Here is a 12,430-nt window from a genome sequence, read left to right on the forward strand (position 1 = left end):
CCGCCGGACCGCCGGGCCCGGGGCCGCCCCGTACCCGTCGGATCCGCCGCATACAGAACCGCTACACGCCGGAGCGCGGCCCGATACATCGTCGCCCAGCGCCCGATACGTCCGCCGGACACCCTCTGAAGTGCGCTTTCCGCAACCTTGAGCGCCGCACCGAAGAGGAGTCCCGATGACCGTCCGCCCCGCGGGTCCGCCCGCCCCCACCTCGCTCGCCACCCCCGGCATCGCGGCCGCCACCAGCGGCCTGACCAAGGTGTACGGCTCGGGCGACACCCGGGTGGTGGCCCTCGACCAGGTCGACATCGCGTTCCGGGAGGGCGAGTTCACCGCGATCATGGGCCCCTCGGGCTGCGGCAAGTCGACGCTGCTGCACTGTGTGGCCGGGCTCGACACGCCGACCTCGGGGTCGGTACGGATCGGCAGCACCGAACTGAGCACGCTGAACGACCGGCAGCTGACCCGGCTGCGGCGCGACCGCGTCGGGTTCGTGTTCCAGGCGTTCAACCTGCTGCCGACACTGACCGCCCTGGAGAACATCACGCTGCCGATGGACATCGCGGGGCGGGCGCCGGACCGGCGGTGGCTGGACCGGGTGGTGTCGATGGTCGGTCTCGCGGACCGGCTCGGGCACCGGCCCGCGCAGCTGTCCGGCGGCCAGCAGCAGCGGGTGGCGGTCGCCCGCGCGCTCGCCGCCCGCCCCGCGATCGTGTTCGGCGACGAGCCCACCGGCAACCTCGACTCCCGGTCCGGGGCGGAGGTCCTGGGCTTCCTGCGCGACTCGGTGCGCGAGCTCGGCCAGACCGTCGTCATGGTCACCCACGACCCGGTGGCCGCCGGGTACGCCGACCGCGTGGTGTTCCTCGCCGACGGGCGGCCGGTGGACGAGATGGCCCGGCCGACGCCCGACCGGGTCCTGGAGCTGATGAAGCACCTCGGCGCCAGGGCCGGTGACGGCGGCCGTCCCGGCGACGGCGCGCGGACCGGCGGCCTCGTCTGAGCGGCGGCCGCGCCCGCTCCCCCTCCACCACGCCAACTCCCCCGCCTGGAAAGCCCGTCATGCTGAAAACAGCCCTGCGCAACGTCCTCGCGCACAAGGCCCGTCTGCTGATGACCGTGCTCGCCGTCTGTCTCGGCGTCGCGTTCGTCAGCGGCACCCTGGTCTTCGCCGACTCCACCGCCGCCGCCCATCGGGCCGCCGCGTCGAAGAGCTTCGCCGACATCGCGGTCACCGTGACCGCCAAGGAGCCGCCGCCGGGGAAGTCGCCGGGCGGCGCACCGCCGCGGGACGTGCTCACCGACTCGCTCGTGCGCGAGCTCGCCGCCGTGCCGGGGGTGGCGGCGGTACGGCCGTCGGCCGACGGCTCGGCCGTCCTGAACGGGGCCGACGGCGACCCGCTGCGCGCCGACCGGGCCTGGTCCAACCAGGCCGGGGCGTACGTGCCCGGCAAGGACGGCGAGGACCGCCGGTATCCGCTGGTCGAGGGGCGGGCGCCGCACGGCGCCGGGGAGCTCCTCGTCGACCGGGGCACGGCCGAGGCGGGCGGCCTGAAGGTCGGTGACACGGTCACCCTGGCCACCGACGGGCCGGTGCTGCGGATGCGGCTTGTCGGTCTCGTCACCACCGACGACACCCGGGTCACGGCGGGCGGCACCCTCGCCCTGTTCGACGTCGCCACGGCGCAGCGGCTGTTCGCGACGCCCGGTCACTACACGGGCATCGATCTGACGGCCGCGCCCGGCACCAGCCCGTACGAACTGGCCGACCGGGTCGGCGCCGTGCTCCCGGCCGACCGGGCGGAGGCCACCACGGGTGCCGCGCAGGCCGCGCAGCAGGCGATCCTGGTGGACACCCTGACCCGGGGCTACGAGAAGGTGCCGATGGTGTTCGCGGGGGTCGCGCTCTTCATCGGCTCGTTCCTCATCGTCAACACCTTCACCATGGTCGTCGCCCGCCGCACCCGGGAGATCGCGCTGCTGCGCGCGATCGGCGCCTCGCGTCGTCAGGTGTCCCGTTCGGTGCTCCTGGAGGCGCTGATCGTGGGGCTGGTCGCGTCGGCCGCCGGGTTCGTGCTCGGTCTCGGTGTCGCGGCCGTGCTGCCGGGCCTGTTGGACGGCGGCGGGGGGCAACTCCCCCGCGGGCCGCTGGTGATCGGGCCGACGGCGGTCGTCGCGGCGCTCGGGGTGGGCGTCGGCGTGACGGTGCTCGCCGCGTGGCTGCCGTCCCGGCGGGCGGCCCGGGTCGCGCCGCTCGAAGCGCTGCGTACGGCCGAACAGGCGTCACCCGCAGGCGGGTTGAAGGCCCGAGGAGTGATCGGCGGGGTGCTGCTCGTGCTCAGCGCGGGCTGGCTGGTGTCGCTGTCGGGGGCGCGGGACGCCTCGGAGGAGAACCTCCAGAGCGCCATGCTCGGCTGCGGACTGCTGGTCGCCGCGCTGGTCGCGCTCGCGCCGCTGCTCGCGGGGCCGGTGATCCGGCTGGCCGGGCGGGTCACGGGGCGGCGCTCCGGTCACTCCGGTCGCTCTGGTCGCTCCGGTCGCTTCGGGGTCAGCGGGAAACTGGCCCGGGAGAACGCGCTGCGCGACCCGCGTCGTACCGCCGCGACCGCCGCGACGCTGCTCGTCACCACGGCGCTCGTCGCCGGGCTCGCCGTCATCGGCCACTCCACCGGGCAGGCGCTCGACCGGCAGGCGGCGGCCGGGCTCGGCGCCGACTATGTGATCGGCAGCCGGTCCACCACCACCGCGATCGATCCGGCCGCGGTGCGCCGGGTGGCGGACACGGCCGGGGTCCGGACGGCGAGCGCCGTCACCGACTCCACCGTGTTCACCGGGGGCGGCGTGCGGGAGATCTCCGGCGTCGACCCGGCCACCGTGGACCAGGTGATGACGCTCGACTTCGTCAGCGGCTCGGCCGCCGCCCTCGCCCCGGGGAAGGTCGCGGTGTCCAGCACGCTGGCCAGGGAGACCGGGGTGTCGACCGGCGGGCAGCTGAAGCTGGCCCTCGGGCGCGGCCAGGAGCCCACCCCGTACACCGTGGTGGGTGTCTACCGGGACAACCCGGTGGCGCGTGACGCGCTGGGCGCCCGCGAGGAGGTGGCGCGGCAGGCGTTCCTGCCCGGGTCCGTGCAGCGGGTCCTGGTGCGCACGGACGGCGGGGCGGTGTCGCCGGAGCTCGCGGCGCGGCTGCGGACGGCGGTCGGCGACAGCCCGCTGGTGACGGTGCAGGACCGGGACCAGCTGGTGCGTGCGGCGGCCGGGACGATGGGTGATCTGCTGAACGTGATGTACGGGATGCTCGGCATCGGTGTGGTGATCGGCGCGCTCGGCATCGTCAACACGCTTGCGATGTCGGTGGCGGAGCGGACCCGGGAGATCGGCGCGCTGCGGGCGCTCGGCATGGACCGGGCGGGGGTGCGGCGGATGATCCGCCTGGAGGCGGTGACGGTGGCCGCGTTCGGCACGCTGCTGGGGCTCGCGGGCGGTCTTTTCGGGGCGTGGGCGGTCGGTTCGCTGGCGAACGGCGCGCTCGACCAGTACGCGTTCCGTCTGCCCTGGGGCACGCTGCTGCTGATCTGTCTGCTGTCGCTCGCGATAGGCGCGGTCGCGGCGGCGGTCCCGGCCCGCCGGGCGGCGGCGCTGAGCCCGCTGGAGGCGGTGGCGGCCGGCTAGTACCGCCGCAGGACAAGGTACGGCCGGGCCCCGGGGCGATGATGCCCCGGGGCCCGGCCGCCGTCCGGAAGGGCGCGTCCGGACCGCGGGGGGTCGGTCCGGGCCTTCCGGGGACCGTACGGCCCTGCGGGTCAGCTCGTCGGGCGGCCGAGCAGCAGCTCGACGGCGGCCTGGGCGCAGACCCGGGCGGCGCCCTGGGTGTGGATGTAGTGCCGGGCGGGCGGGGTGCCGTGCGGCAGGCCCATCTCGACCAGGACGGTGTCGGGGCGGGCGGCGACCAGCTCGTCGACGGCGGCGGCGATCCACGGGTGACGGTGGCGATCGCGGACGGCGACGACCAGCGGGGTGCCGGGTCCGGTGTGCCTCAGTTCGTCGAGCGGGTTGTCGTCCGGGCCGTGGTAGCTGCGGACGGTGGTGGTGGGCAGTGCCTCCTGGAGGGTCTGGCCGAGGCCCCAGTGGGTGCGGCCGACGGCCGGGTTGGGTTCGTCGCCGAGTTCGATGACGAGCGGGGGTGCGGTGAGCGGGGTGATGCCGACGGCGTGCACGGCGCGCCGGGCGGCGGCGAGCCCGAGTGCGGTGTCGGCGCCGCGGCCGGTGGAGCGGGCGGTCCACCGGCTCAGCGCGCGGACGCGTTCGGCGGCCTCGGCGAGGCGGGTCTCGGGGAGCCGTCCGTCGCGGACGGCGGCGACGAGGGCCTCGCGCAGGGCGATGACGCGTTGTTCGCCGTCGCGGGTGCCGGTGCAGAGCAGGTCGGCGCCCGCGATGAGGGCGCGTACGCCGCCTTCGACGATGCCGACGGTGCTGTTGACGGCCTCCATCTCCAGGGAGTCGGTGATCACCACGCCGGTGTGGCCGAGGTGTTCACGGAGCAGCCCGGTGAGGATGGGGGCGCTGAGGGTGGCGGGGACGGTGTCGTAGGCGGGGACCGTGATGTGCGCGGTCATGACGGAGCGCACTCCGGCCTCGATGGCGGCCCGGAAGGGCGGGAAGGCGGTGCTCTCGAAGACGGCCGCGTCGTCGTGGACGACGGGCAGGTCGTGGTGGGAGTCGACGACGGTGTTGCCGTGGCCCGGGAAGTGCTTGGCGCAGGCGGCGACCCCGGTGGACTGGAGTCCTTCGACGTAGGCGGCGGTGTGGGCGGCCACCCGCAGCGGGTCGGTGCCGAAGGAGCGGACGCCGATGACCGGGTTGGCGGCGGTGGTGTTGACGTCGGCGACCGGGCCGAAGTTGAGGTTGACGCCGGTCTCGGCGAGGGTGCGGCCGATGCCGGCGGCGACCTGCCGGGTGAGGTCGGTGTCGTCGACCCGGCCGAGGGCGTGGTTGCCGGGCCAGGAGCTGCCCCGGGCGATCTCGAGCCGGGTGACGTCGCCGCCCTCCTCGTCGATGGCGATCAGCACGTCGACCCGCTCGCCGCGCAACTCGGAGGTGAGCTGGGCGAGTTGTCCGATGCCGGTGACGTTGTCGTGGTAGAGCGCGACGCCGCCGAGGCCCTCGGCGATCCGGCGCCGCACCCAGTCGGGTGCGGTGTGGCCGGTGAAGCCGGGCAGCAGGCAGGCGTCGGCGAACCCGTACAGCTCTCGTTCGGTGCTCATCCGCGCGCCCAGGGCAGGTGGTCGCGGTTGGCGGCGACGAGGTCGGCGGCGAGCTTGCGGGCGGTGGTCGCCTGGCCGATCAACGGGTGGGCGAGCAGGGCCTGTTCGACGCGGCCGAAGCCGCCGTGCAGGGCGGCTTCGAGGGCCAGTTCCTCGTAGGCGGAGACATGGGCGACGAGTCCGGCGTAGAGCGGGTGCAGCGGTGCGGCGGGGAGCGCGACGGCGCCCCGGGAGCTGACGTGGGCGGGGGCCTCGATGACGGCGTCGTCGGACAGGAAGGGCAGGACGCCGTTGTTGCGGACGTTGACGATCTGGGGGACGTCCTGGAGCGGGCCGCGGCATTCGAGGAGGCCCGCGATGAGGTTGACGGCGGCTTCCGAGTAGTAGGCGCCGCCGCGCTGTTCGAGCAGGGCGGGCTTGGTGTCGAGGGCGGGGTCGGCGTACATCTCCAGGAGTTCGCGTTCGATGGCGGCGACGGCGTGGGCGCGGGACTCGGCGCCGCGCTGTTCGGCGAGGACCTCGTCGTGGCCGTAGTAGTAGGTGAGGTAGTAGGAGGGGGCGACGCCGAGGTCGCGGATCATGTCGACGGGGAGGCGGCAGCGGCGGGCGAGGGCCTCGCCGTGCTTGTCGAGGATCTCGGGCAGCAGGTCGACGCCGTCGAGGACGGCACGGCGCACCCAGGTGAGGTGGTTGAGGCCGATGTGGTCGAGCTGGACGCGGTCGGCGGTGACGCCGTACCAGTCGCCGATGGTGTGCTGAAGGCCGCGGGCCACGTTGCACAGGCCGACGGCCTTGTGGCCGGCGTCGAGGAGGGCGCGGGTGACGATGCCGACCGGGTTGGTGAAGTCGACGAGCCAGGCGTCGGGGGCGTGCCGGGCGACGCGGTCGGCGATGTCGAGGACGGTGGGGACGGTGCGCAGGGCCTTGGCGAAGCCGCCGGCGCCGGTGGTCTCCTGGCCGATGCAGCCGCAGTCGAGCGGGATGGTCTCGTCGGTGTGCCGGGCGGCCTGGCCGCCGATGCGGAGCTGGAGCAGGACGGCGTCGGCGCCGTGGACTCCGGCGTCGAGGTCGGAGGTGACGGTGAGCCGGGCGGGGTGGCCCTGCTTGGCGAGGATGCGTCTGCCGAAGTCGCCGACGAGGCGCAGCCGTTCGGCGTCGGGGTCGATGAGGACGAGTTCGTCCAGCGGCAGTGTGTCGCGCAACCGGGCGAATCCGTCGACGAGTTCGGGGGTGTAGGTGGACCCACCGCCGACGATGGCCAGTTTCAACCTTTGACTCCTGTCAGTGTGACGCCCTCGATGAAGGATTTCTGGGCGAAGAAGAAGACGACGATCACGGGGGCCATGGCGAGCAGGGTCGCGGCCATGGTCAGGTTCCAGTGGACGGCGTGCACGGTCTTGAAGGACGCGAGGCCGATGGCGAGCGTCCAGTGGTCGGGGACCTCGCCGGTGTAGATCAGCGGGCCGAAGTAGTCGTTCCAGGCGGCGAAGAACTGGAAGAGGGCGACGGCGGAGAGCGCGGGCCGCATCATCGGCACCACGACCCGCAGCAGCAGCCGGATCTCGCCGCAGCCGTCGACGCGGGCGGCGTCGAGGTAGGACTGCGGGATGGTGAGGAGGAACTGCCGGAGCAGGAAGATCGCGAAGGCGTCGCCGAAGAGGCAGGGGACGACGAGCGGCCAGAGCGTGCCGGTGAGGCCGAGGTTGGCCCACAGGATGTAGAGCGGGACGATGAGGACCTGGGGCGGCAGCATCATCATGGTGATGACGGCCAGGAAGGACAGGTTGGCGCCGCGGAAGCGGAACCTGGCCAGGGCGTAGGCGACGGGCAGGCTGGAGCAGACCACCAGGACGGTGCTGAGCGCCGCGTACACCAGGGTGTTGCGGAACCAGGTGACCATGGGCGCGTCGGAGAGCACGGTGGCGAAGTTGGACCACTGCCAGTCGCGGGGCCACAGGTCGGAGGTGTTGGCCTGCTGGTCGGTCATCAGGGAGGTGAGGACGACGAACACCAGCGGGGCCATGAACATGATGGCGAGGGCGAGGGCCACGCAGTGGTCGGCGATCCAGACCAGACGGCGGCGGGCGACGGCCTTGGTGCGGGCGGCGCGCCGGGCGGAGTGCGGCAGCCGGGCGGCGGTCAGGGTCATGCGCCCTCCTGGGGCTGGAAGCCGGACGAGCGGCGCAGCAGCACCACGGTGACGGTCATGGACACCACGAACAGGACGACGGCGAGGGCGCAGGCGTAGCCCATGTGGAACTGGGTGAAGCCGGTGCGGTAGATCCACTGCGGCACGGTGAGGGTGGAGCCCTCGGGGTAGCCGGGGTTGGCGCCGGAGTGGATGCCGCCGGCGGCTTCGGCGGCGACCATGGCCTGGGTGAAGTACTGCAGGGCGCCGATGACGCCGGTGACCGCGGAGAACAGCAGGACCGGGGAGATGGCGGGCAGGGTGACGTAGCGGAACCGGTACCAGGGTCCGGCGCCGTCGAGGGCGGCGGCCTCGTACAGCTCGGCGGGGACGTCGAGCAGCGCGGCGAGGAAGATCACCATGACGTTGCCGATGCCCCAGAGGGACAGCAGGGTGAGGGCGGGCTTGGACCAGGCGGGCGAGTTGAACCAGTCGGGGCCTTCGATGCCGAGGGCGCCGAGGATGGTGTTCACCGGTCCGGTGCCGGGGTTGAACATGAAGACGAAGGCGACGGTGGCGGCGACCGGCGGGGCGAGCGAGGGCAGGTAGAACAGGGTGTGGTAGAAACCGGCGCCGGACTTGAGCCGGACCAGGACCATGGCGACGCCGAGGGCGAACAGGACCTGGGTGGGCACCATGATGGCGATCATCCAGAGGGTGTTGAGCGCCGACTTACCGACGTACGGGTCCTCGGTGAACATGTGGACGTAGTTGCGCGGGCCCACCCATTCGGCGGGCTGGAGCAGGTTGGCGTTGGTGAACGACAGGTAGACCGTCGTGACCAGCGGGTAGAGCAGGAAGACCGCGAAGCCGACGAGCCACGGGGAGAGGAACCCGAGGATCCGCAGCCGGCCGCGGAGCGGCGGCGCCATGGCCATGGGTCACCGGCCCAGGTCGAGCGAGGCGTCGTTCTGGCGGTCGAGCTGGGCGAGGCCCGCCTTCAGGTCGGGGACCTGGCCGAGCTGCCACTTCTCCGCGAACGGCAGGAAGTTGGTGATGTAGGCGGCACCGTCGGCGCTGGCGGGGGTGGAGGACGTCTTCGGGTGCTTGAAGATGTCGTAGAAGACCTTCATCCTGGGGTCGTTCGCCAGGGTCAGCTTGGGCGACTTGAGCCCGTCCAGGGTGGTCGGCACGTTGCCGGTGACGTTGGACATGATGGCGAGCGCGTCGGGGTCGGTGGTGAGGAATTTGACCAGCTTCCAGGCGGCGCCGGTGTGCTTGCTGCCGCGCGGGATGCCGATGACGTTGCCGCCGACGAATCCGGAGCCGTACAGCTCGGGCTTGTCGTCGGCGACCGGCATGGGGGCGGTGGCGTAGTCGAGGTCGGGCTTCTCGTTCTTGATGAAGGCGTTGCGCCATTCGCCGTCGACCATCATGGCGAGCTTGCCGGTGTGGAAGGCGTTCTCGGCGGTGAACTCGTCGGGCATGCTGTCCTTGAAGCGCTTGAGCTTGTCGGCGCCGAACCAGTCGACGAGGTCCTTCTGCCAGGTCAGGGCGGCGCTGAAGGCGGGGTCGGCGGCGGTGTTGGACTTTCCGTCGGGCTTCAGCCAGGTGCCGCCGAAGCTGGGCACGAGGTGTTCGGGGAGCATCTCGTAGCCGCCCATGTAGGGCATGAACCCGGCGACGTCGATGGACTTGTCGGCCTTGAGGCGGGTGAGCTTCTTGGTGGCCTCGGCGAGCTCGGTCATGGTCTTCGGCGGGGCGGTGATGCCGGCCTCGGCGAACAGCTTCTTGTTGTAGTAGAGGCCGAAGGCGTCGGCGAGCCACGGCATGGTGCAGCGCTTGCCGTCGAACGCGGTGTAGTCCTGGACGGCCTTGGGGATCTGCGCCAGGTCGACCTGGTCGGCGGTCAGGTACGGGGTGAGGTCCTGGAATCCGCCGGAGGAACACCAGCCGCCGACGTTGCCCGCGTTGAAGGAGGCCGCCACATCGGGCGCGGTGCCGCCGCGCAGCGACTGGTTGATCTTGCTGTCGTCCTGCCCCTTGACCGCCTTCACGGTGATGTACGGGTACTTCTTGTGGAACGCGTCGATCGCCGAGGCGACGGCGGCGATCTCCCGGTCGTCCTTGAAGGCGTGCCAGAAGGTGAGCGTGACGGGGGTGGTGTCGGCCTCGGACGCGCTCTTGTCCGGCCCCGAGGAGCCCGCGGTGGAGGTGCAGGAGGTCAGGGCGGTGGTGAGCGCCGTGACCAGGGCGAGTGCCGTCGCGGCGGCGCGCAGGGGGCGATGCATGATGGGATCTCCAAGCGAGGGGAGGAGGAGGGCGGGCGCCGGGTCGACGGGGGTTCGACCGGGGAGTCGGCACCGGACGGAGCGGGCGCTCCGTGGTCCGGACGAGGACTGGTCAGTGCGAGAACTTAACCAGTTGTCCAACTGCTTGACCAGTGCGGCGAGTTTGCGCCAGTCTTGCGGCGCAGTCAACGGCTTCAAGAGAAAAACGTGGGAAGTGGTTAGGTGACCAGTACGGATCGTTCACCCAAGCGGCAGCAGATCAGGGAGCATCTCCTCGACCTGATCGAGTCGCTGTCGCCCGGCGCCCCGGTCCCTTCGGAGCGTCAGCTCTGCGAGGAACTCGGGGTGTCCCGGCCGACCGTACGGGCAGCGGTGGACGGACTCGTACGGGACGGTCTGCTCGTCCGTCGGCACGGCAGCGGCATGTTCGTCGCCGAGCCGAAAATCGCCCAGGAACTGGGCAAATCCCCCGGACGTGTGGACGGAGTCTGGACCAGCAGGACCCTCGATCTGGTCCGGTTCGACGCCGGGGCCAGGCTCGGCCGCAGAATGCGGCTGACCCCGGCCGCCCAGGTCGTCTGCATCACCCGGCTGCGCCTGGCCGACGGAGAACCCATCTCCATCGACACGGTGCACGTCCCCGACGAGCTCGTCCCCGGACTGACCGCGCGCGATCTGGAAAAGCATTCGTTTTACCAGTTGCTCGCGGCCCGGTACGGGATCGAGGTCGACGAGGCGGTCCAGAGCATCGAACCGACCGTTACCGGCGAGGAGGAATCGGACCTGCTCGGAGTGCCGCTGTACTTCCCGGCGCTCCTGCTCGAGCGGACCACCGAGGACGCCTCCGGACGGATCGTGGAGTACACCCGGGCGGTCTACCGCGGCGACCGCTACCGGATCACGACCCGGCTGAAACTCTCCGGCGGGCGGCGCGGAGGGCTGTGGGACGCCACGGCCAACATCCCCGGCGCCGACACGGTCACCACCGACCCGTACTTCTCGAAGAGCTGACCCTCCCTTGTGCCGCGTCCCCGGACGCGGCTCCCCCCAGACGCCCAGGAGGGCGCATGTCACGTCTCATAGTCCGCTGCGCCATGGCCGGAATCGTGCTCGGCTCCGTCGTCGTGGTCCCCCAAACCATGGCGTCGGGCACCGGTGACGTCAAGGCCGAGGCACGCAACCAGGCCCGGGCGCAGGGCTCGTCGCGGACCGCCGCCGCGGCCGCCGCCCCCGCCGGGGTCTTCTACCAGGAGTGGCTGTACCCCGGCCCGGCCGGCAGCACCACCTGTTCCGCCAAGGCCGAGTACCACGACGGCCGGGTCAAGCAGGGCGCGCTGAAGCCCGAGTACTACACGATCAACGCCAAGGGCGACGCGGTCCGGATGGACGCCTCCAACCCGGACTACGCCTGCAACGGCTACAGCGTCGCCAACGCCAACGACGTCAAGGCGTGGTCGGCCAAGCAGTACATGACCGTGTCCCTCGCCGACCTGGCCAGCGAGCGCAAGCTCACCGGCAGCAAGACCAAGCGGACCGCCGCCGTCAACACCCTGGCGACCCTCGCCAAGAACATCGGCTTCACCGGTGTCGACGTCGACTTCGAGAACTACTGGGACTGGTCGGCCACCGACCACACCAATTTCATGACCTTCATCCGCGAGCTCGCGGCCGGCCTGCACGCCAAGGGCCTGGGGCTCCAGGTCGAGGGCCCGCCGGACATCGACACCGCGTTCCACTACGGCGACGTGCTCGCCGCCGGGGCCGACGAAGTGGTCATGATGGCCTACGACCTGGAGTACCAGTCGCCCGTCGGCGACACCTGCATCGCCTTCGCGCCTTACCAGTGGGCCACGTACCTCATCGAGGGCGCGCTCGCCGAGATCCCGCAGGACCAGCGCCACCGCTTCGTCGCGGGCCTGCCCTCGGAGGCGTACACCGCGACCGAGAAGTGTCAGAACATCGTCGGCAACCTCACCTACGCCGACATGCGCAAGGCGCCCGGCTTCTCCGCCGACCCGAAGGTGATGGAGTCCCGGCGCGACCCGGAGTCCGGCGAGATCCGCTGGCGGGTCGGCGACACCTTCTACAACTACGTGGACCAGCAGGCCCTCGACAGCAAGCTGGCCCTGGTCCGCGGGCTCGGCGTCGACAACGTGTCGGTGTGGGTGCTCGGCGGCGGCAACCACTGGTTCTCGGCCGGTGCCGGGGTGACCACCTACCAGGCCGAGGCCACCGCCAACGCCCGCAGCGGCAAGGCCGCCGTCCTCGACTGCGCGCCCTGCTCCGGCAGCGCCCGCGTCGGCCACATCGGCAACGGCTCCACGCTCACCGTCAACGGCGTCCGGGCCCCGAAGGCGGGCACCCGGGAGCTGACCATCGCCTACACCAACGGCGAGACCACCACCCAGCGGGCGCGGATCTCCGTCAACGGAAAGACCGTCAGGACGGTCGACTTCGCACCCACCGGCGGCTACACGAAAACCGGCACGGTGACCGTGACCCTGCCGCTGCGCAAGGGCGCGAACGCCGTGGCGTTCGACAACTCCTCGGCGGCGGCCCCGGACATCGACGCGATCCGGACCCGCTTCTAGTACGGCCGCGGGGCGGGGCGGGAGGGGCGCGGTGCCCCTTCCGCCCCGTTCACGCACTCTTCTTCCGGTGTTGCCACCGTGGGGACCCGGTCGCGCGGGCGCCCCGCATAGCGTGCGGTCGTCACATCGCACGAGGGGGCGGGAGAACGCATGTCC

The 12,430-nt window shown here is 72.0% G+C and carries 9 protein-coding genes; 4 read left to right on the top strand and 5 right to left on the bottom strand.

From position 1 onward, the window contains the following. Window positions 1–175: 175 nt before the first annotated feature. Window positions 176–1,003: an ABC transporter ATP-binding protein gene (locus ACIPXM_RS15140; protein WP_401655336.1), complete on the top strand. Its 828-nt coding sequence runs from the start codon at window positions 176–178 to the stop codon at window positions 1,001–1,003. Window positions 1,004–1,062: 59 nt separating this feature from the next. Continuing rightward, on the top strand, window positions 1,063–3,672 hold the full coding sequence (locus ACIPXM_RS15145) for an ABC transporter permease (protein WP_401655337.1): 2,610 nt from the start codon (window positions 1,063–1,065) through the stop codon (window positions 3,670–3,672). 131 nt (window positions 3,673–3,803) lie between these two features. Here the strand turns inward: ACIPXM_RS15145 and ACIPXM_RS15150 are convergent, their stop codons facing one another. From ACIPXM_RS15150 to ACIPXM_RS15170, 5 genes are read right to left on the bottom strand one after another with little or no spacing between them, the layout of a single operon-like run. Then, complete coding sequence (locus tag ACIPXM_RS15150) at window positions 3,804–5,264, bottom strand: glycoside hydrolase family 3 protein (protein WP_401655338.1); 1,461 nt, start codon at window positions 5,262–5,264, stop codon at window positions 3,804–3,806. Continuing rightward, on the bottom strand, window positions 5,261–6,532 hold the full coding sequence (locus tag ACIPXM_RS15155) for a 6-phospho-beta-glucosidase (RefSeq protein WP_401655339.1): 1,272 nt from the start codon (window positions 6,530–6,532) through the stop codon (window positions 5,261–5,263). The genes ACIPXM_RS15150 and ACIPXM_RS15155 overlap by 4 nt, the downstream gene beginning before the upstream one ends. Continuing rightward, on the bottom strand, window positions 6,529–7,413 hold the full coding sequence (locus tag ACIPXM_RS15160) for a carbohydrate ABC transporter permease (RefSeq protein WP_401655340.1): 885 nt from the start codon (window positions 7,411–7,413) through the stop codon (window positions 6,529–6,531). Before ACIPXM_RS15160 ends, ACIPXM_RS15155 begins: the two co-directional genes overlap by 4 nt. Continuing rightward, window positions 7,410–8,324 carry a carbohydrate ABC transporter permease gene (locus ACIPXM_RS15165; protein WP_401655341.1) on the bottom strand — a complete coding sequence of 305 codons (915 nt, stop codon included), beginning with the start codon at window positions 8,322–8,324 and terminating at the stop codon, window positions 7,410–7,412. Before ACIPXM_RS15165 ends, ACIPXM_RS15160 begins: the two co-directional genes overlap by 4 nt. Before the next feature lie 9 nt (window positions 8,325–8,333). Then, complete coding sequence (locus ACIPXM_RS15170; protein ID WP_401655342.1) at window positions 8,334–9,683, bottom strand: ABC transporter substrate-binding protein; 1,350 nt, start codon at window positions 9,681–9,683, stop codon at window positions 8,334–8,336. Window positions 9,684–9,905: 222 nt separating this feature from the next. On the opposite strand from ACIPXM_RS15170, the gene ACIPXM_RS15175 reads away from it, so the two are divergent. Together ACIPXM_RS15175 and ACIPXM_RS15180 are read left to right on the top strand one after the other, a co-directional pair. Then, the gene (locus ACIPXM_RS15175; RefSeq protein ID WP_401655343.1) at window positions 9,906–10,694 is read left to right on the top strand and encodes a GntR family transcriptional regulator; all 789 of its coding nucleotides are present in this window, start codon (window positions 9,906–9,908) and stop codon (window positions 10,692–10,694) included. 56 nt (window positions 10,695–10,750) lie between these two features. Then, complete coding sequence (locus ACIPXM_RS15180; protein WP_401655345.1) at window positions 10,751–12,274, top strand: glycosyl hydrolase family 18 protein; 1,524 nt, start codon at window positions 10,751–10,753, stop codon at window positions 12,272–12,274. The last annotated feature ends 156 nt before the right edge of the window (window positions 12,275–12,430 follow it).

It is taken from the genome of Streptomyces sp. NPDC090025 (assembly GCF_044748125.1).
GTDB lineage: Bacteria > Actinomycetota > Actinomycetes > Streptomycetales > Streptomycetaceae > Streptomyces.

Excerpts from the sequence above, each read along its gene's own strand:
- ACIPXM_RS15145 (WP_401655337.1), top strand. The coding sequence starts at position 1,063 with ATGCTGAAAACAGCCCTGCGCAACGTCCTCGCGCACAAGGCCCGTCTG.
- ACIPXM_RS15140 (WP_401655336.1), top strand. The coding sequence starts at position 176 with ATGACCGTCCGCCCCGCGGGTCCGCCCGCCCCCACCTCGCTCGCCACC.
- ACIPXM_RS15150 (WP_401655338.1), bottom strand. The coding sequence starts at position 5,264 with ATGAGCACCGAACGAGAGCTGTACGGGTTCGCCGACGCCTGCCTGCTG.
- ACIPXM_RS15165 (WP_401655341.1), bottom strand. The coding sequence starts at position 8,324 with ATGGCGCCGCCGCTCCGCGGCCGGCTGCGGATCCTCGGGTTCCTCTCC.
- ACIPXM_RS15160 (WP_401655340.1), bottom strand. The coding sequence starts at position 7,413 with ATGACCCTGACCGCCGCCCGGCTGCCGCACTCCGCCCGGCGCGCCGCC.
- ACIPXM_RS15170 (WP_401655342.1), bottom strand. The coding sequence starts at position 9,683 with ATGCATCGCCCCCTGCGCGCCGCCGCGACGGCACTCGCCCTGGTCACG.
- ACIPXM_RS15180 (WP_401655345.1), top strand. The coding sequence starts at position 10,751 with ATGTCACGTCTCATAGTCCGCTGCGCCATGGCCGGAATCGTGCTCGGC.